Origin of the sequence: Amycolatopsis antarctica, assembly GCF_002262875.1 — a bacterium.
GTDB classification, from domain to species: Bacteria; Actinomycetota; Actinomycetes; order Mycobacteriales; family Pseudonocardiaceae; genus Amycolatopsis; species Amycolatopsis antarctica.
In genome coordinates, this window is record NZ_NKYE01000002.1 from 380597 (window position 1) to 399344 (window position 18748).

Annotated in this window: 17 protein-coding genes and 1 riboswitch; of the genes, 15 read left to right on the forward strand and 2 right to left on the reverse strand. The window is 71.4% G+C overall.

The features are described 5' to 3' along the window. Positions 1–302: 302 nt before the first annotated feature. The 11 genes from ftsZ (at position 303) to CFN78_RS05240 (ending at position 12034) form a co-directional block, all read left to right on the forward strand. Complete coding sequence (gene ftsZ / locus CFN78_RS05190; RefSeq protein WP_094861410.1) at positions 303–1643, forward strand: cell division protein FtsZ; 1341 nt, start codon at positions 303–305, stop codon at positions 1641–1643. A 158-nt stretch (positions 1644–1801) separates the two neighbouring features. Continuing rightward, positions 1802–2509 carry a peptidoglycan editing factor PgeF gene (gene pgeF / locus CFN78_RS05195; RefSeq protein WP_094861557.1) on the forward strand — a complete coding sequence of 236 codons (708 nt, stop codon included), beginning with the start codon at positions 1802–1804 and terminating at the stop codon, positions 2507–2509. Next, on the forward strand, positions 2506–3261 hold the full coding sequence (locus CFN78_RS05200) for a YggS family pyridoxal phosphate-dependent enzyme (protein ID WP_240519269.1): 756 nt from the start codon (positions 2506–2508) through the stop codon (positions 3259–3261). The genes pgeF and CFN78_RS05200 overlap by 4 nt, the downstream gene beginning before the upstream one ends. Positions 3262–3416: 155 nt before the next feature. Then, positions 3417–4031, forward strand: a complete 615-nt coding sequence (locus CFN78_RS05205; protein WP_094861412.1) for a cell division protein SepF — start codon at positions 3417–3419, stop codon at positions 4029–4031. A 19-nt stretch (positions 4032–4050) separates the two neighbouring features. Beyond that, positions 4051–4332, forward strand: coding sequence for a YggT family protein (locus tag CFN78_RS05210; RefSeq protein WP_094861413.1), 282 nt, complete (start codon positions 4051–4053; stop codon positions 4330–4332). A 54-nt stretch (positions 4333–4386) separates the two neighbouring features. Beyond that, the gene (gene wag31, locus CFN78_RS05215) at positions 4387–5274 is read left to right on the forward strand and encodes a DivIVA-like cell division protein Wag31 (RefSeq protein WP_094861414.1); all 888 of its coding nucleotides are present in this window, start codon (positions 4387–4389) and stop codon (positions 5272–5274) included. Positions 5275–5370: 96 nt separating this feature from the next. Beyond that, complete coding sequence (locus CFN78_RS05220; protein WP_094861415.1) at positions 5371–6018, forward strand: hypothetical protein; 648 nt, start codon at positions 5371–5373, stop codon at positions 6016–6018. Between the two features lie 297 nt (positions 6019–6315). After that, entirely contained in the window at positions 6316–9468 is a 3153-nt protein-coding gene (gene ileS / locus CFN78_RS05225) for an isoleucine--tRNA ligase (RefSeq protein ID WP_094861416.1), read from the forward strand. 82 nt (positions 9469–9550) lie between these two features. After that, positions 9551–9868: a hypothetical protein gene (locus tag CFN78_RS05230; protein ID WP_094861417.1), complete on the forward strand. Its 318-nt coding sequence runs from the start codon at positions 9551–9553 to the stop codon at positions 9866–9868. Further along, entirely contained in the window at positions 9852–11378 is a 1527-nt protein-coding gene (locus tag CFN78_RS05235) for a sensor histidine kinase (RefSeq protein ID WP_094861418.1), read from the forward strand. Before CFN78_RS05230 ends, CFN78_RS05235 begins: the two co-directional genes overlap by 17 nt. After that, on the forward strand, positions 11375–12034 hold the full coding sequence (locus CFN78_RS05240; RefSeq protein WP_094861419.1) for a response regulator transcription factor: 660 nt from the start codon (positions 11375–11377) through the stop codon (positions 12032–12034). The genes CFN78_RS05235 and CFN78_RS05240 overlap by 4 nt, the downstream gene beginning before the upstream one ends. A 12-nt stretch (positions 12035–12046) precedes the next feature. Here CFN78_RS05240 and CFN78_RS05245 read toward each other — a convergent pair whose 3' ends face one another. Continuing rightward, on the reverse strand, positions 12047–12700 hold the full coding sequence (locus CFN78_RS05245; RefSeq protein ID WP_094861420.1) for an MOSC domain-containing protein: 654 nt from the start codon (positions 12698–12700) through the stop codon (positions 12047–12049). Positions 12701–12789: 89 nt separating this feature from the next. After that, on the reverse strand, positions 12790–13743 hold the full coding sequence (locus CFN78_RS05250; protein ID WP_094861421.1) for a M28 family metallopeptidase: 954 nt from the start codon (positions 13741–13743) through the stop codon (positions 12790–12792). 168 nt (positions 13744–13911) lie between these two features. Here CFN78_RS05250 and CFN78_RS05255 point away from each other — a divergent pair, with 168 nt between their 5' ends. The 4 genes from CFN78_RS05255 (at position 13912) to CFN78_RS05270 (ending at position 18576) form a co-directional block, all read left to right on the forward strand. After that, positions 13912–15393 carry a potassium/proton antiporter gene (locus CFN78_RS05255; protein ID WP_094861422.1) on the forward strand — a complete coding sequence of 494 codons (1482 nt, stop codon included), beginning with the start codon at positions 13912–13914 and terminating at the stop codon, positions 15391–15393. A 65-nt stretch (positions 15394–15458) separates the two neighbouring features. After that, positions 15459–15574, forward strand: a riboswitch (SAM riboswitch). Positions 15575–15617: 43 nt separating this feature from the next. Continuing rightward, positions 15618–16994 carry an aminotransferase class V-fold PLP-dependent enzyme gene (locus tag CFN78_RS05260; protein ID WP_094861423.1) on the forward strand — a complete coding sequence of 459 codons (1377 nt, stop codon included), beginning with the start codon at positions 15618–15620 and terminating at the stop codon, positions 16992–16994. Between the two features lie 89 nt (positions 16995–17083). After that, a complete protein-coding gene (lspA, locus tag CFN78_RS05265) occupies positions 17084–17653 on the forward strand; it encodes a signal peptidase II (protein WP_240519292.1) in 570 nt (189 codons plus the stop codon). Next, complete coding sequence (locus CFN78_RS05270; protein ID WP_094861425.1) at positions 17650–18576, forward strand: RluA family pseudouridine synthase; 927 nt, start codon at positions 17650–17652, stop codon at positions 18574–18576. Before lspA ends, CFN78_RS05270 begins: the two co-directional genes overlap by 4 nt. Positions 18577–18748 lie beyond the last annotated feature (172 nt).

Consider the following 18748-nt stretch of genomic DNA (forward strand, 5'->3'; position numbering starts at 1 on the left):
CGGGTCCCGCCCGGGTCTCGTTGGTGGCCGGTACGCCCGGGGGCCGGGAAGCTCTTGTGGTCAAACAGGTTCGCGACACACGGCGTGGCTGCTGGCATCCGGCCTGTGTGGTGCCTACCGTCCTGCAGAACAACCGGTGGTTGACATAACTCTCACTCTCTGGTTTAGGTCGAGGGTTTCCGAGCAAGCTCCGCCGGTCCGGTCGCGGCGGCGGAGAGCAACGGCGCCACGGCTCGCACAGCAGCACACGGCAGACAGCACAGACACGCGGTACAGCACCACGATCAGGAAGAGGGATCCCGATGACGCCCCCGCACAACTACCTCGCGGTGATCAAGGTCGTCGGTATCGGCGGCGGCGGCGTGAACGCCGTGAACCGGATGATCGAGGTCGGCCTGAAGGGCGTCGAGTTCATCGCGGTGAACACCGATGCCCAGGCACTGCTGATGTCCGACGCCGACGTCAAGCTCGACATCGGTCGCGAACTCACCCGTGGCCTCGGCGCCGGCGCGGCCCCCGACGTCGGCCAGAAGGCCGCCGAGGACCACCGCGAGGAGATCGAAGAGGTCATCAAGGGCGCTGACATGGTGTTCGTGACCGCGGGCGAGGGTGGTGGCACCGGCACCGGTGGTGCCCCGGTCGTCGCCCAGATCGCCCGCAAACTCGGCGCGCTCACCATCGGCGTGGTCACCCGGCCGTTCTCCTTCGAGGGCAAGCGGCGCGGCAAGCAGGCCGAGGACGGTATCCAGCAGCTGCGCAACGAGTGCGACACCCTGATCGTCATCCCCAACGACCGGCTGCTGCAGCTCGGCGACATCGGCGTCTCGCTGATGGACGCCTTCCGCTCCGCCGACGAGGTGCTGCTCTCCGGTGTTCAGGGCATCACCGACCTGATCACCACCCCCGGGCTGATCAACCTGGACTTCGCCGACGTCAAGAGCGTCATGTCCGGCGCGGGCAGCGCGCTGATGGGCATTGGTTCCGCCCGCGGCGAGGGAAGGGCCGTGCAGGCCGCCGAGAAGGCCATCAACTCGCCGCTGCTGGAAGCCTCCATGGACGGCGCCCACGGCGCGCTGCTGTCCATCGCGGGCGGCTCCGATCTCGGCCTCTTCGAGATCAACGAGGCGGCTTCACTGGTGCAGGAATCGGCGCACCCCGAGGCCAACATCATCTTCGGCACGATCATCGATGACTCGCTCGGCGACGAGGTACGGGTGACCGTCATCGCGGCCGGGTTCGACGCCGGGGCTCCCACGCACAAGAAGCTGGAGCCCGGCACGCTCGGTTCGCGCTCGACGGCGTCCGCGGAGTCCGGTCAGGTCGGCGGGAACTCCTCGTCCCAGCAGGGCGGGCAGTCCTCCGGCCAGCGTCCCGCGTCCGCGCCGCAGGTCGACGGCGGCAACGGTCACGGCACCGGCCACGCCGTCCCGCACGGCGGCGGTCACCAGAGCGCGGCCCGCCCGCAGCAATCCGCGGGCAGTGGGGCCCCGCATGTGGGAGCCGCACCGCAGGGCTCCACCGGACGCGGCTACCCCGCGCCGCGTCCGCCCCAGGCGGGCGGGGGACTGCCCAGCCGGGCGGTTCCGGTGACCGAGGACCCGAGCGACGACGAGGTCGACGTCCCGCCGTTCATGCGCCGCTGACCGGTACCGCGATGTGCCGGGCACACGAGTGCCGCGCCCAGGCGTCCTGACCCGCGCACGGGCGTGGAGCAACCCTCGATACGGTGGTCCGCACAACCGCCCGGCGCAGCCGCCTGACCGGTCGGCGTTCTCCACCGTTCGAGTCGAAGGGTTTCATCGTGCGCATCCGCCGTGTGTTCACGACCAGGGCGGGCGGCCGGTCCCGGCCGCCGTACGACTCGTTCAACCTCGGCGGCCGGGTGGGCGACGATCCGGCCGACGTGTCCGCGAACCAGGTCAGGCTGGCCGCCGAACTCGGTCTCGGTGAGCAGCGTCTTGCCTGGATGGAACAGGTACACGGGCGCACCGCCACGATCGTCGACGGCACCGAGACCGCGGCGGCCGAGGCGACCGACGCGCTGGTCACCGCCGAACCCGGCCTCGCGCTGGTCGTGCTCGTCGCCGACTGTGTGCCCGTTCTGCTCGGCGACCCGGAGGCGGGTGTCGTCGCCGCCGTGCACGCGGGCCGGGTCGGCGCGCGCGTCGGCGTGCTCCCGGCGGCCCTCGACGCGATGCGCGCGGCCGGGGCGGAACTCGCCCGCGTCGAAGCCCTGCTCGGCCCGGCGATCTGCGGCGAGTGCTACGAGGTGCCCGCCGAGATGGCCGCCGACGTGGAGAAGCACCTGCCTGGCAGTGCCTGCCGCAGCCGTGCCGGAACCCAGGCCCTGGATCTGCGAGCCGGGCTGTGGAAGCAGCTCGCCGAGGCGGGAGTGGGCCGGATCGGCGTCGACCCGCGTTGCACCGCCGAGGACCGGACGCTGTTCAGCCACCGCAGGCAGAACCCGACCGGCAGGCTGGCCGGGGTCGTCTGGGTCGACCCCGCGTGAACGCCCGCGTGGACCCCGCCGCCCCTGATGCGCGCCGCGAGGACTTGCGGGCCGCGCTCAGTGACGTGCGCGGACGCCTCGAACGCGCCTGCGCCGCGGCCGGCCGAGCGGCCGGAGAGGTGGACCTGCTCGCGGTCACCAAGACCTTCCCCGCGCTCGACGCCGCACTGCTGGCCGATCTCGGGCTGACCGCGTTCGCCGAGAACCGCGACCAGGAGGCGTCCGCGAAGGTGCCCGAGGTCGGAGCGCTGCGACCGGACGCGGCGATCCGCTGGCACATGGTCGGCAGCGTGCAGCGCAACAAGGCCCGCTCGGTCGCCAGATGGGCGGACGAGGTGCAGTCGGTCGACTCCGTGCGACTGGCCACCGCACTGGCCGGCGCCTCCGGCCGCGCGCTCGCATCGGGCGAACGTGACGAACCACTCGCCGTGCTTCTCCAGGTCAGCCTCGACGGGGACACCGCGCGCGGTGGCTGCCCGATCGGGGAGCTTGCCCGACTCGCCGATACGGTCGCTGAATCGGGTGAACTATCTCTCCGTGGCCTGATGGCGGTCGCACCCCTCGGCGCGGAGCCGGGACCCGCCTTCGAACGCCTCGCCCTTGCGTCCGCCGAGCTACGCCGGAGCCATCCCGCTGCCACCGAGATCTCCGCCGGGATGAGTGGTGATCTCGAGGCCGCCGTGCTGCACGGTGCCACCCGCGTGCGTGTCGGAACCGCCCTGCTGGGAGGTCGCGGTCTAGCCTCGCCCTAGGGAGTTGCCCCGGCTTTGTTTCACCCGATGCGGGGCTGGGTAGCAGAAAGTCGATCATGCCGGTAGCTGGGTGTAGTCCCTCGCTCCGGGGGATCGGGACAGGGCGGGCCAGGGCCGAGGTCCTGGGGCTGTAAGGCAATCGGAGAGGCAGAGGCATGAGCACGCTACAGAAGCTGAAGGCCTACTTCGGGATGGTGCCGGCCGACGAGGACGGCTACGACCTCGACGACGACTACCGGCGTGGCTATCACGACGAGGACGACTTCGACGCGTACGACGGGCCACCGGCCAGATCCAGGGCGCGCGGGCGCTACCAGGACGACGAGTTCGAGGACTTCGAGCACGCGGCACCGCGTGCCCGCGCACGCGGCCGGGCCCCGGTACCGGCGGATCCGCCGGTGCACGGCGCGCTGGCGATGGACCGCCAGCCGGAGCCGGTGGCGCGCCTGCGACCGGTCCCGGAACAGCCGCGCACGCAGGCCAGGGACACGCTGAGCCGGATCACGACGCTGCATCCGACCAGCTACGCCGAGGCCCGCGCCATCGGCGAGCACTACCGGGACGGTGTCCCGGTGATCATGAACCTGACCGAGATGGAGAACGCCGACGCGAAGCGCCTGGTGGACTTCGCGGCCGGCCTGGCCTTCGCACTGCGCGGCTCGATGGACAAGGTCACCAACAAGGTGTTCTTGCTCTCACCCCCGGACGTCGACGTGACGGCCGAGGACCGCCGCCGCATTGCGGAGGGTGGGTTGTTCCTCCGGCACTGAACAGTGGCAGAGTGGTGACGTGGATGTAGTCCGGCTTGTCCTTTATTACGTTCTTTTCGTCTTCTGGCTCCTGCTCACGGCGAGGGTCGTTGTGGAACTCGTACGTGCGTTCGCTCGGGAGTGGCGTCCGGCCGGCGGGGTTGCGGTAACGCTGGAGACCATCTACACAGTGACCGACCCACCGGTCCGTTTGGTCCGTCGGATCATTCCGATGGTCCGGATCGGCGGCGTCGGACTGGACTTATCGATTATGGTGCTGTTGTTGGTTGTGTTCATCCTGATGCAACTGGCGCTTCCTTGATGACGGGGATCAGGGAACGTCCGGCAGTCCATGGAGTGCGTGAGGTGAGATCTGATGTCGTTGACCCCTGCTGACGTGCATAATGTCGCGTTCAGCAAGCCTCCGATAGGCAAGCGGGGCTACAACGAGGACGAGGTGGATGCCTTCCTCGACCTGGTGGAGACCGAGCTTGCGCGACTGATCGAGGACAACAACGAGCTGCGCCAGCAGGTCGAGCAAATGGACTCCGAGCTGGAGTCGACCCGGGGAGAACTGGAGTCCGCCAAGGCGAACGCCGGTCCCGCCCAGGTCGCGCCGCCCGCGCCACCGGTGCGTGAGGAGCCACGCCGACTCGCCCCCGTGCCTCCGCCGACCTCGTCGATGGAGCAGACGCAGACCCATGCCGCGATCGTGGGGGACAACGGCGAGCCGAACGTCCAGGCCGCGAAGGTGCTGGGGCTCGCGCAGGAGATGGCCGACCGGCTGACCGCCGAGGCGAAGACGGAGTCGGACGGGATGCTCGCCGAGGCGCGCACGAAGTCCGAGCAGTTGCTCTCCGATGCCAGGTCGAAGTCCGACTCGATGGTGAATGAGGCGCGCACCCGTGCCGAGACGATGCTCAACGACGCCCGTACCAGGGCGGAGACTCTGGAGCGTCAGGCGCGGGACAAGGCCACCACCATGGAGCGGGAGGCCCAGCGCAAGTACACCGAGACCATGAACAACATGAACACAGAGAAGGGTTCGCTGGGCAAGAAGATCGAGGAACTGCGCACCATAGAGCGTGAGTACCGCACGCGACTGCGTGGCTTCCTCGAGTCCCAGCTCCGCGAGCTCGACGACCGCGGTTCGGCCGCGCCGGCGTCCGCGTCGACCTCGGGCGCGAGTTCGACCGGCGGCAGTGGCTCGTCCGGCGGCAGTGGCCAGGGTTACTCCTTCGGTCCCCGCGCCGAGGCGGGCTGACCCACCGGCGTCCCGCACGCGACACCCGACAGGGCCCGTTCCTCCGTTCCGGAGGGGCGGGCCCTGTCGTCGTTCCGATACATGCTGTAATTGCGTGTGCTCTACATCGCTCTTCTCCTGGTGTTGGCCGCCCTCGCGCTGCTGATCGTGGCGCTCGTGTCCGCGAACTCGGTGTGGGCCTGGGTCTCCGTCGGTCTGTCGGTCGTGGCCGGCATCGCCCTGCTGGTGGACTTTCTGCGCCGCAGGCGCGCCGACCGGGCCTCGGACGCCGAACCGGACGCCGAACCGGATGCCGGACCCGCGGCCGACTCGGACACCGATTCCGGCGATGCCGACTCGGACACCGGCACCGTCCCGGACGAGCAGGTCGCCGCCGGAAAGATGGAGCCGGACGAGCGGAAGGCGGGCGTCCCCGCGGACAAGCCCGCCGGCCGCACCTCCGACCAGACCGAGTTCATGCCGGCCGTGGCCGCCACGACCGTCACCGAACCCGACGGCGACCCGGCGGAGGAGCAGACCGATGCCGCCGATCTGCTGATCGTCTCCGAGTTGCCGAACCCGGTGCTCGTCGTGGACGAGTACCCCCGGTATCACCTCGGCGGCTGTGACTGGCTCGGCCGTCGCGAGACGATCCCGATCGCCGTGTCCGAGGCCCGAGAACTCGGCTTCACGCCCTGCGCCCGGTGCGGCCCTGACTCCGAACTGGCCATCCAGTACCGCGCGCGTAAGCGCACCCGGCGCTAGGCCGCGTATCGCGGCCGGGCGGGAACGCGTTTGCCCGGCCGGTTAACCTGATGTGACAACGGCGTCGATCCGGCCATCACCGGGGAGCCTCCGGAAGAACGGGACCCAGGTCCCCAGTAGAACCGGACGGGTGCGGCCCGTACAGTCGCGGAACGAGTGGCCCGGCGAGAACATCGCCGGGCAAGCGGGGTGGTACCGCGGAACGACGCCGGACACGGCGCCGTCTCGTCCCCGTGTGGACCGCCGGTGGACGCCGGCGTCCGTACGAGACGAGCACGAACCGCGAGGAGCGCCCCGATGTATCCCAAGTCGCACGACGGCCAGGTCCCGTCGCAGCCGTCCTTCCCCGCGCTGGAGAAGGAGACGCTGGCGTACTGGGAGAGCGACCGCACGTTCGCCGGCACGGTGGAGGCCCGCGACCCCGGCGTCGACGGCTCGAACGAGTACGTGTTCTACGACGGCCCGCCCTTCGCCAACGGCCTGCCGCACTACGGGCACCTGCTCACCGGTTACGTGAAGGACATCGTCCCGCGCTACCAGACGATGAAGGGCAAGCGCGTCGAGCGCCGGTTCGGCTGGGACACCCACGGCCTGCCCGCCGAACTTGAGGCGGAACGTCAGCTCGGGCTCACCGACAAGTCGCAGATCGACGAGATGGGCATCGCCGCCTTCAACGCCGCCTGCCGCGAGTCTGTGCTGCGCTACACCGGCGAGTGGCAGGAGTACGTCACCCGGCAGGCCCGGTGGGTCGACTTCGGCAACGACTACAAGACGCTCGACGTCACCTACATGGAGTCGGTGATCTGGGCGTTCAAGCAGTTGTGGGACTCCGGCCTCGTCTACGAGGGCTACCGGGTGCTGCCGTACTGCTGGCGGGACGAGACGCCGCTGTCCAACCACGAGCTGCGGATGGACGACGACGTCTACCAGAGCCGCCAGGACCCGGCCGTCACCGTCGGATATCGCTTGCACGGCAACGATTCCGAGCTCGACGGGACGCTGCTGCTGATCTGGACGACGACGCCGTGGACGCTGCCGTCGAACCTCGCCGTCGCGGTCGGCACCGGCATCGACTACGTCGTCGTCGAGTCCGGCGGGGAGCGTTACCTGCTCGCCGAGTCCCGCCTCACCTCGTACGCGAAGGAACTCGGCGAGGAACCGGCCGTGGTCGGCCGCCACACCGGTGCGGACCTGCTCGGCCTGCGCTACACGCCGCCGTTCCCATATTTCGTCGGCGCGGAGAACGCGCACCGCGTCCTGGCGGGTGACCACGTCACCACCGAGGACGGCACCGGGCTGGTGCACATGGCGCCCGCGTACGGCGAGGAGGACAAGGTCGTCACCGACGCGGCGGGCATCGTGCCGGTCACCCCGGTGGACGCCAAGGGCCGCTTCACCGGAGAGGTGCCCGACTATGCGGGCCAGCAGGTGTTCGAGGCCAATCCGAACATCATCCGGGACCTGAAGAACGGCACCGGTTCCGCGTCCGCGCAGGGTGCCGTGTTGCTGCGGCACGAGACCTACGAGCACTCGTACCCGCACTGCTGGCGCTGCCGCAACCCGCTGATCTACCGGGCGGTGTCCTCGTGGTTCGTGGCGGTCACCGAGTTCAAGGACCGGATGGTCGAGCTCAACCAGCAGATCACCTGGTACCCGGAGCACGTCAAGGACGGCCAGTTCGGCAAGTGGCTGGAGAACGCCCGCGACTGGTCGATCTCGCGTAACCGCTACTGGGGCACGCCGATCCCGGTGTGGACCTCCGACGACCCGAACTACCCGCGCACCGACGTCTACGGCTCGCTGGACGAGCTGGAGCGCGACTTCGGCGTCCGCCCGGACGACCTGCACCGGCCCTACATCGACGACCTGACCCGGCCGAACCCGGACGACCCGACGGGCACCGCCACGATGCGCAGGGTGCCGGAGGTGCTCGACGTCTGGTTCGACTCCGGCTCGATGCCCTATGCCCAGGTGCACTACCCGTTCGAGAACGCCGACTGGTTCGAGCACCACTACCCGGGCGACTTCATCGTCGAGTACATCGGCCAGACCCGCGGCTGGTTCTACACGCTGCACGTGCTGGCCACGGCGCTGTTCGACCGGCCCGCGTTCCGCAACTGCATCTCGCACGGCATCGTGCTCGGCTCCGACGGGCAGAAGATGTCCAAGTCGCTGCGCAACTACCCGGACGTCAACGAGGTGTTCGACCGCGACGGCTCGGACGCCATGCGCTGGTACCTGATGGCGAGCCCGATCCTGCGCGGCGGCAACCTGGTCGTCACCGACAGGGGCATCCGCGATGCCGTCCGGCAGGCCGTGCTGCCGCTGTGGAACTCGTACTACTTCCTCGCCCTCTACGCCAACGCCGAAGGCACCGAGGGCAGCGTCCGGACCGACTCCCGGCACGTGCTGGACCGGTACGTGCTCGCCAAGACGCACCAGCTCGTCACTGATGTCGAGCACGCGCTGGACACCTACGACATCGCCGGTGCCTGCGGAACGGCCCGCGACTTCCTCGAGGTGCTGACCAACTGGTACGTCCGCCGGTCCCGGGACCGCTTCTGGTCCGGCGACCGTGAGGCCATCGACACCCTGCACACCGTGCTGGAGGTCGTCTGCCGGGTGCTGGCGCCGTTGCTGCCGCTGACCACCGAGGTCGTCTGGCGGGGGCTGACCGGTGGCCGCTCGGTGCATCTCGGGGACTGGCCGGGGCACGGGGAACTGCCCGCAGACCCGGCGCTGGTCACCGCGATGGACCGGGTACGCCAGGTCTGCTCCTCGGCGCTGTCGCTGCGCAAGGCGAGCAAACTGCGGGTGCGGCTGCCGCTGGCGAAACTGCTGGTGGCCGCCGACGACGCCGAAGCGCTGCGCGACTTCACCGGCATCGTCCGCGACGAGGTGAACGTCAAGTCGGTCGAGCTGAGCACCGACATCGCCGCGCACGGCGGGTTCGAGGTCGCGGTGAACGCCCGCGCCGCCGGCCCCCGGCTGGGCAGGGACGTGCAGAAGGTGATCAAGGCGGTGAAGGCGGGGGAGTGGTCGACGAGCGAGTCCGGTGCCGTGATCGCCGCCGGGATCGAACTCGCCGACGGTGAGTACGAACGGCGCCTCGTCGCGAAGGAGCCGGGCGCCGCGGCGGAACTGCCGGGCGGCTCGGGACTGGTGCTGCTCGACCAGGAGGTCACCCCGGAACTCGCCGCCGAGGGCGTGGCCCGCGACCTGGTACGCGTGGTGCAGCAGGCCCGCCGGGACGCCGGGCTGGATGTCGCCGACCGGATCGCACTGACCGTGCAGGCACCCGAGGACGTGGTCGAGGCCGTCCGGGCGCACGAGGCGTTCGTCGCCGCCGAGACGCTGGCGACGTCGACCGGCTACGGGACCGTGGCCGGGGGGTCCGCCGGAACCGTCGGCGAGGGTGTGCCGGTGACCGTCGGCGTGACCCGGCGGTGAGCACCCGCCCGGTGGGGTGAAGATGAAGCGATCCTCACCCTCGCCTCATCGGGCGGCCACTCCGTACGCCGATACTGGGTTCATGGCCGAATCGACACCGACCCGCTGGCCGCGGATCCTCGCGCTGGTCGCGGTGGCCGCGCTGCCGGTGGCCGCCGGTGTCGCGATGCTGGTCGCCACCGGGCCCGAACCACCGCGGCAACCCGCGCAGGTGACCGTCGGCGAACTGCGGCCGGGCGATCCGGTGAACTCCCCGACACAGAGTCCCGTCCCGTCGCCCACTCCGCCCGTTCCCTCCGAGCAGGCGACCCAGCTCCCGCCTCCACCGCCGGTGGACGACGACGATGACGACGGCCCCGACGACGACGGCATCGACGGCCCGGATGACGACGACGGCTGAGTCGACGGCGCCGGAACGGGGCCGCGGCACCAGGATCCCCGCCCGGGTGCAGATCATGGGCTGGCTGGTGCTGGTGATGACGGGCGCGCTGGCCACCGTCGTGCTCCTGGTCGCCGAGTTCGAGTACTCGGCCGTCGACGACCGGGTGAACCGCTCGCTGGAACAGGACATCAGCGAGTTCCGGCGGGTCGCCGGCGAGGGCGGGGAACCCGGCCAGGCGGGCACTCCGACCGATCCGGCCCTGCTGTTCCGCGCCCATCTCCGCGGCCAGTACCCGGATCGCGCGGAGATCCTGCTCGGCGTCAGCGACGTCGCGGGCCGGCTCGGCACCGTCAAGCAGGCGGACGACTCCGTCGGCGGCATCGTGCTCGACGATCCGGCGCTGCGTTCCATCGTCGACGATCCGGCGGGCACCGGCACCCTGGCCACCACCGGCGGGGACATGCGCTGGCTGCGCATCGACGTCCTCCCGCCGCCGGGCGGCACGCCCGAGGGCGCCCGCTTCTGGTTCGTGGCCGGATACTTCCTGGACCAGGCGCACACCGACGTCGACGCCACCGTGCGCACGCTGGTCGGCATCAGCGCCATCGCCCTCGTGCTCGCCGCGGGCGTCTCGTGGCTGGTGGCGGGCCAGATCCTCGCTCCGGTGCGCGATGTGCGCCGCGCCGCGGCCGAGCTCACCGAACACGACCTCACCACCCGGATCCCGGTGCACGGCCGGGACGACCTCGCCGCGCTGGCCGAGCAGTTCAACGCGATGCTCGACCGGCTGGAGAGCGCCTTCGCCACCCGCAGGCAGTTCCTCGACGACGCCGGGCACGAACTGCGCACCCCGATCACCATCATCCGCGGCAATCTGGAGCTGATGGGCGACGACCCGGCGGAGCGCGCCGAGGTGGTGCGGCTGTGCACCGACGAGCTCGACCGGATGGCCCGCATCGTCGGCGACCTGCTGCTGCTGGCGAAGGCGGAACAACCCGACTTCCTGCGCCCCGGCTGGGTGTCGGTGCCGGAACTGACCAGCGACATCGACGCCAAGGTCCGGGCGATCGCACCCCGGCGCTGGGTGCTCGAACGGATCGGTGAGGGCGAGGCCTGGCTCGACGACCAGCGGGTCACCCAGGCCGTGCTGCAACTCGCGCAGAACGCCGTCGCGCACACGGCCGACGACGCCGAGATCAGGGTCGGATCCTCGGTCTACCACGGGTCCGCGTCCTTCTGGGTCACCGACACCGGACCCGGTGTCGCCGCGGAGGACGCGCCGTTGATCTTCGAGCGCTTCGCCCGCGGATCCACCACCGCGGACGGCAGCGCGGGCCGCGGTGGCGCCGGTCTGGGGCTGGCCATCGTCAAGGCCATCGCCGAGGCGCACCACGGCAACGCCAGGGTCATGTCCGACCCTGGGCAGGGCGCCACCTTCGGCATCGAACTGCCCGCCGCACCACGACACGACACCGTCCCGCACGAGACGGCACCACGACACGAGACCGGGGAGACCCACCGCGCATGAGCAGGATCCTGATCGCCGAGGACGAGCAGCGCATCGCCGCGTTCGTCGAGAAAGGCCTGCGGGCGAACGGGTTCACCACCACCGTCGTCGGTGACGGCGACGCCGCGCTGGCCACCGTGATCACCGGTGACTTCGAGCTGATGGTGCTCGACCTCGGCCTGCCGAGACGGGACGGATTCGCCGTACTGCAGGCGATGCGGGCCGCGCGGGTCTCGCTGCCGGTGATCATCCTGACCGCACGGGACTCGGTGCACGACACGGTCGCCGGGCTGGAGGGCGGCGCGGACGACTACATGACCAAGCCGTTCCGCTTCGAGGAACTGCTCGCCCGGGTCCGCCTGCGGCTGAAGTCCACCGACCGCTCGCCGGAGGTCACCGTGCTGCGCAACGGGGAACTCTCACTCGACCTGCGCACCAGACGGGCCAGAACCAGCGAGTCCACAGTGGACTTGACGGCGCGGGAGTTCGCCCTGCTGGAGCTGTTCCTGAGACATCCGGGGCAGGTGCTCTCCCGCGAGCAGATCCTGTCGCACGTGTGGGGTTACGACTTCGATCCCGGATCCAACGTGGTCGACGTCTATGTCCGCACCCTGCGGCGCAAGATCGGACCGGACCGCATCGACACGGTTCGCGGGATGGGATACCGCCTGCCCTGAGAGCGCGGGCGCCTACCAGTTCGCCGTCGAGGCGGGTGTGCGCAGCTCGGTGGGCAGGGCGATGCCCGCGGGCAGCAACCGGGGCAGCAGCGAGCGCTCGGTGGTCAGCGCCCGGAACGCCAGCGTGATCGTCACCTCGTGGTCCGGGGTGTGCACGGACCGGACCGGGTCGCCCGCCGCGACCGTTCCGGGGGTGATCACCCGCAGGTAGGTCCCCGGCCTGCGGGCCGCCATGAATGTCCGGACCCAGCGTGGGACACCGATCGCGGCCGCGAACGTGCGGCACGGGATCCGCGGCCCGGACACCTCCAGCACCAGTTCCCCGCCCACCTGCCAGCGCTGGCCGATCAGCGCGCCGGTGAGGTCCAGTCCGGCCGTGGTCAGGTTCTCGCCGAAGGTCCCCGGCCCCGGGGGCGGGTCCAGTTCCCCCGCCCAGTACCGCAGATCCTCCGCGGCATAGGCGTAGACGGCCTTGTCGTCGCCGCCGTGGAAGCGCAGATCGCAGACGGCATCGCCGGCGAGACCGCTGCCCCCGCTGCCCCTCGGTCCCGGGGCCGTCACGGCGATCCGGCCGGGCACCGGTCGTTTGGCGATGCCGGTGATCCCGGGACCGGTGTGCTCGCTCGGGGTCGCGGTCCCGACGTTGACCGACTCGATGGTGCCCATCGCCCGACGCTAACCCACCGGCCACGCCCCGCCGGCGCCGCGCGCCGCCCGCACCGATCCCGGGCGCGGGCGGCGTCCGGCGAACCCGGTCAGCCCGCCAGCGTCCAGGCCGCGTGCGCGACAGCGTCGGTCATCTTGTCCAGCGACTCGACGTCGATGTTGTCCAGCGTGTCGCAGGCCTGGTGGTAGCACGGGTCGAAGGCCTCACCCGCCGTGCCGCCCCACAGTTCGGCCTGCGCCTCGGTCTTGACGTCCTCGGCGCCGGAGAACAGCCCGGCGGTCGGGATGCCGGCGTCGGCGAAGGCCGCGTGGTCGGACCGGCCGCCGATCGCGGTGTCCTCGGTCTGCACGCCCGCTCCGGCCAGGAACTCGTTCAGCGGCGCCTGCAGCTCCGCGGAGCCCTCCGGCTGGTCACTCGGGTCGTAGGCGAAGTAGCCGGCGTTGGGCGAACCGAGCATGTCGAAGTTCAGGTACCCGGTGATCTTGTCCCGTTCGGCCTGCGGCAGCGACTCCACGTACTCGGTGGAACCGACCAGGCCCAGTTCTTCGGCACCCCACCAGCCGAAGCGCAGCTTCTTCGCCGGCTGGAGCTGCTGCTCGGCGACGGTCAGCGCCACCTCAAGCAGGGCGGCCGACCCGGTGCCGTTGTCGTTGATGGCCGGTCCGGCCTCGACGCCGTCGGAGTGGCCGCCGAGCATCAGCACCTGGTTCGCGTCGCCCGCGGTCCAGTCGGCGATCAGGTTGTAGCCGGTCGCGCCCTGCACCTCGAACTCCTGCACGGACGTCTCGAACCCGGCCTCGTCGAGCGTGGCCTTGAGGAAGTCGATGGTGGCCTTCTGCCCGGGCTGGCCGTGCGCGCGGTTCCCGCCGTTGGCGGCGGCCACGTCGTTCAGCGCCGTGAGATGTGCCTGCACGTCGGCGATCGGGATGTCCGGCGGAGCCGCGGTCGTCGCGGGGGCGGCCACGGCGACACCGCCGGCGAGCAGCGCGCTGGTGGCCAGCAACGCCGGCAGACCACGGGTGAGGGTGCTGCGCAGGGACATGCGAACTCCTGTCACGGTCGCGTTCGGTTCCTTCGCAGGCTGCTGTACCGGACCCGGCCCGCACCAGGGTCTTTCGGATGTTCTGTCCGGATGGGGGTGGTGATGGTGAGTGGCCGAAGGGTCCTACGGAAGAATGACCCCGGCGGGCACGGCGAGGAAGGGGTGGCGATGGAGAACCTCCCGGTCGTGCTGGGGGTCGGCGCGGGTGTGCTGCTGCTGGCCGTGCTGGCCGTTCGGGTGTCGATCAAGATCGGTCTGCCCTCGCTGCTGCTCTACCTCGGCATCGGTGTGCTCATCGGCGAGGCGGGCCTGGGCATCGAGTTCGACGACGCTTCGCTGACGAAGTCGCTGGGACTGGCGGCGCTGGTGATGATCCTCGCCGAGGGCGGGCTCACCACCCGCTGGTCGGCGGTGAAACCCTCGCTGGGGCCCGGAATCGCGATGTCCACGGTGGGCGTCGTGATCAGCATCGCGATCACCGGCGGTCTCCTGCACTGGCTGCTCGGCCTCGACTGGCGGATGGCCCTGCTGTGGGGCGCGGTGCTCGCGTCCACCGACGCGGCCGCGGTGTTCTCGGTGCTGCGGTCCGCCGGGGTGGGCAAGCGGCTGGTCGGCTCCCTGGAGCTCGAGTCCGGCATCAACGACGCACCCGCCTACATCGCGGTGGTCGTGCTCGCCACCGGCACGACGGTCGACTGGACTCTTCCGCTGCTGGTCGTCTACGAGCTCGGCGCCGGGCTGGTGGTCGGGCTGGCGCTGGGCTGGCTGGGCGCGCAGGCGCTGCGCAGGGCGGCCCTGCCGGCCACCGGCCTCTACCCGGTGGCCACGGTCGCGGTCTGCGTCCTCGCCTACTCCTCGGGGCAGCTCGCGCACGCCTCCGGCCTGCTCGCCACCTACGTGGCCGGGGTCGTCCTGGGCAACTCCCGGCTGCCGCACCGTTCCGACACGCTGTCCTTCGCCGAGGGGCTGGGCTGGCTCTCGCAGATCGGGCTGTTCGTGCTGCTGGGCCTGTTCGCCTCGCCGGGCCGTCTGCTCGACGCGGTGATCCCCGGCCTGGTGGCAGGCGCCGTGGTGCTGCTGGTGGCGCGGCCGGTGTCGGTCGCGCTGTCCTGCCTGCCGTTCCGATTACCCTGGCGGGACCAGGCGTTCCTGTCCTGGGCGGGATTACGCGGTGCCGTGCCGATCGTGCTCGCGATGATCCCGCTCGCCGAGGGTGTGCCGGGCGCACAGCAACTCGTCGACGCCGTCTTCGTGCTCGTCTTCGTGCTGACCCTGTTGCAGGGCACCACCCTGGCCTGGCTGGCGCGACTGCTCCGCCTGGACACCGCGGCCAGGGCCCAGGAGATCGAGGTGGACTCCGCCCCGCTGGACGAGCTGGGCGCCGAACTGCTGCAGGTGCGGATCCAGCAGGGATCGCGGTTGCACGGCGTCTACCTGTCCGAGCTCCGGCTGCCGGTCGGTGCCTCGGTGAGCCTGGTGGTGCGCAAGGGAGCCGGGTTCACCCCGCAGGCCACCAGCAGGCTGCAGGTGGGTGACCAGTTGCTGGTGGTGGCCACCGAATCCGCACGGTCGGCGGCCGAACGACGGATCCGGGCCGTGGACCGCGCGGGCAGGCTCGCCCGGTGGCACGGCGAGTCGGGCGGCGGCTGAGCTCCGCGCTCCCACGGGCTGGAACGGTTCGCCCCGGCTCCCGGTGATGGGCTAACGTTTCGGCAGGTCATGAGCGCCAGCGTCAAGCCCCGGCTCGCTGGCCGGCAACCCTCCTTCCGCGGTGGGGTGCCCCGGGTGAGGACCTGGCCCGTCGCGATCCCGCGGTGGGCAAGCGCGGACTCCGCCGGTCGTCACCCGGGGTCCCGGACCGCCGAGGAGACGCCATGACGCTCGCACTCGACCGCATCGACACCGTGCCCGCTCCCGCCCCGGTCGCCCGCGCTCCGCGGGCGGTTCCGGCCGTGGCCGGTGCGGGCCTGCGGGTTCCGCTGGTCACCGGGGGCACCCGCGAGTACGCCAACCTCGACCACGCCGCGAGCGCACCGTGCCTGGCCGAGGTCCGCCGCGCGGTGGACGAGTTCCTGCCCTGGTACGCCAGCGTGCACCGCGGCGCCGGCTTCGCCTCGCAGGTGTCCACCCGCGTGCACGAGCGCAGCCGTGACATCGTCGCCCGCTTCCTCGGTGCCCGGCGGGGCGACACCGTCGTCTTCACCCGCAACACCACCGACGCCCTCACCCTGCTGGCCCGCTCGGTGCCCCGGCACACCGCCGTCGTGCAGTTCGACACCGAGCACCACGCGGCACTGCTGCCGTGGCGCGGCCCGCACGTCCGCCGGATCGCCACGCCGAGCACCCGGTCCGGCGCGATCGCCGCGCTGGACGCCGCGCTCGCCGACTGTCCCGAGGGTCCGCGCCTTGTCGTCGTGACCGGCGCGTCGAACGTCACCGGCGAGGTCCTGCCGGTCGCCGAGTTCGCCGCCGTCGCCCGCAGGCACGGTGCCCGGATCGCACTCGACGGGGCACAGCTCGCCCCGCACCGCCCCATCTCGCTGCGCGAGCTGGACGTCGACTACGTCGCGATCTCCGGCCACAAGCTCTACGCGCCGTTCGGCGCCGGCGCCCTCGCCGGCCGGGCCGACTGGCTCCGGGCCGCGCCGCCGTACCTGGCCGGTGGTGGCGCGAGCAGGTCGGTCGCCGCCGACGGGGAACGAGTCACCGTCGCCTGGAACGACGGCCCGGAACGGCACGAGGGCGGCTCACCGAACACGGTCGGCGTGTATGCCCTCGGTGTGGCCTGCGCCGAACTCGAACGCCACGCCGGGGCGGTCGCCGCCCACGAGGACGAGCTGCTGGCGCGGCTGCGCAGAGGCCTCGCCGGGGTGCCCGGACTGCACACGCTGCGCCTGTTCGCCGACGATCCGGCCGTGGCCGACGTGGTCGGCACCGTGAGCTTCGTGATCGAGGGCCACGACCCCGGCCGGGTGGCCGCGGCCCTGTCCGCCGAGTACGGCATCGGCGTGCGGGACGGCGCGTTCTGCGCGCACATCGCCACCCGCAGGCTGGTCGGGCGCACCGGAACCGGCGGGGCGAAGGCGCTGCGGGCGAGCATCGGACTCGGTACCACGACCGAGCACGTGGACCGGCTGGTGACCGCATTGCGACGGCTGGTCACCGGGGGTGAGCGGTGGTCCTACGCGGAGCTGGACGGACGCTGGGCGCCCACCCCGGACCCGCGGGAGCTGCCGCCGTTCCTCCGCTGAGCCGGACAGTGGACAATGCGGAGGTGAGCACCGAACGCCCCGAGGACGTCGACACCGCAGGCAGCACTTCCGCGAGCGCGGATGCCGAGGTGCCGGGACCGCCCGCCCCGCCCCGTCCACCGCGCCGGGTGGGACTGCTGGCCGCCGTCGCCGCGGTGTTCCTGCTCCTCGACGTCGTCACCAAGGTGATCGCCGCGGCGACGCTGGAGGGCAGCGAGCCGGTCCGGGTGCTCGGCGGCGCGATGTACCTGCAGCTCGTCCGCAACCCCGGCGCTGCCTTCGGGATGGGTGTCGACATGACGTGGGTGCTGGCGGTGGTGAAGATCCTCGTCGCGTTCGCGATCGTCTGGTTCGCCCGGCGAATCCGGTCGGCGGGCTGGGCGGTCGGGCTCGGCCTCGTGCTCGCCGGCGCGCTCGGCAACGTGGTGGACCGCGTGTTCCGCGCGCCCGCCCCGTTCCAGGGTCACGTCGTCGACTTCCTGTCCGCGTTCGCCCCCAACGGCGAGGCCTGGCCGGTGTTCAACGTCGCCGACTCCGCGGTGTGTGTCGGGGCCGTGCTGATCGTGGTGCTTTCCTTGCTGGGTAAGGACTACGACGGTACGTCCACACAGGACCGTAAGGCCGCCGCGGCGGGAACCGCCGAGGGGGACGGCGCGTGAGCGCCCGGATGCTGCCCGTCCCGGACGGTCTCGACGGAATGCGCGTCGACGCGGGCCTGGCGAAGATGCTCGGCCTCTCCCGCACCGCCGTCGCCGAGCTGGCCGCCTCCGGTGACGTCCTTCTCGACGGCAGGCCCGCGGGCAAGTCCGACCGTCTCGCGGCAGGTGGCCTGCTGGAGGTGACGCTGCCGGAACCCGCGCAGGCCGTCCAGGTGGTAGCCGAGCCGGTCGAGGGCATGCGGGTCCTGCACTCCGACGACGACATCGCGATCATCGACAAACCGGTCGGCGTGGCAGTGCACCCCAGTCCCGGCTGGACCGGGCCCACCGTGGTGGGCGGACTGGCCGCGGCCGGGCTGCGGATCTCCACCTCCGGGGCCGCCGAGCGGCAGGGCGTGGTGCACCGCCTCGACGCGGGCACCACCGGCGTGATGGTGGTGGCGAAGAGTGAGCACGCCTACACCGTGCTGAAGCGGGCGTTCAAGGAACGCACCGTCGACAAGGGTTACCACGCGCTCGTGCAGGGCCATCCCGATCCGACGCGCGGCACCATCGACGCCCCGATCGACCGCCACCCCCGGCACGACTACAAGTTCGCCGTCGTCGCCGGGGGACGGCCGAGCGTCACCCACTACGAGGTGACGGAGGCCTTTCGTGCCGCCTCGCTGACGGCGATCAAGCTGGAAACCGGGCGTACGCACCAGATCCGGGTGCACTTCTCGGCGCTGAAGCACCCCTGCGTCGGCGATCTGACCTATGGCGCCGATCCGGTACTGGCGCGCAGGCTCGCGCTGTCGCGGCAGTGGCTGCACGCCCGCAGTCTGGGCTTCGCGCACCCCGCCGACGGCCGCTGGGTGGAGTTCACCAGCGAGTACCCGGACGATCTCGCGTCCGCGCTGGAAATCCTGCGCGCCGAGTCCTGACACCCGGCGGCGCCGGTCAGCCGGCCGATCCGCTCCACACGCCAGTCCTGGTGGTTCACCCCGCCGCGGGACGCCGCCGTCTCGGCCGCCGCGGCAGCGCCGATCGAGGCGTTCCAGCAGGAACTGCGCGAGGCGGGGCCGGACTCGGTCCGCACCTACGCCCGTTTCGCCC

Excerpts from the sequence above, each read along its gene's own strand:
- ftsZ (WP_094861410.1), top strand. The coding sequence starts at position 303 with ATGACGCCCCCGCACAACTACCTCGCGGTGATCAAGGTCGTCGGTATC.
- CFN78_RS05205 (WP_094861412.1), top strand. The coding sequence starts at position 3,417 with ATGAGCACGCTACAGAAGCTGAAGGCCTACTTCGGGATGGTGCCGGCC.
- wag31 (WP_094861414.1), top strand. The coding sequence starts at position 4,387 with ATGTCGTTGACCCCTGCTGACGTGCATAATGTCGCGTTCAGCAAGCCT.
- ileS (WP_094861416.1), top strand. The coding sequence starts at position 6,316 with ATGTATCCCAAGTCGCACGACGGCCAGGTCCCGTCGCAGCCGTCCTTC.
- CFN78_RS05230 (WP_094861417.1), top strand. The coding sequence starts at position 9,551 with ATGGCCGAATCGACACCGACCCGCTGGCCGCGGATCCTCGCGCTGGTC.
- CFN78_RS05235 (WP_094861418.1), top strand. The coding sequence starts at position 9,852 with ATGACGACGACGGCTGAGTCGACGGCGCCGGAACGGGGCCGCGGCACC.
- CFN78_RS05240 (WP_094861419.1), top strand. The coding sequence starts at position 11,375 with ATGAGCAGGATCCTGATCGCCGAGGACGAGCAGCGCATCGCCGCGTTC.
- CFN78_RS05245 (WP_094861420.1), bottom strand. The coding sequence starts at position 12,700 with ATGGGCACCATCGAGTCGGTCAACGTCGGGACCGCGACCCCGAGCGAG.
- CFN78_RS05250 (WP_094861421.1), bottom strand. The coding sequence starts at position 13,743 with ATGTCCCTGCGCAGCACCCTCACCCGTGGTCTGCCGGCGTTGCTGGCC.
- CFN78_RS05255 (WP_094861422.1), top strand. The coding sequence starts at position 13,912 with ATGGAGAACCTCCCGGTCGTGCTGGGGGTCGGCGCGGGTGTGCTGCTG.
- CFN78_RS05260 (WP_094861423.1), top strand. The coding sequence starts at position 15,618 with ATGACGCTCGCACTCGACCGCATCGACACCGTGCCCGCTCCCGCCCCG.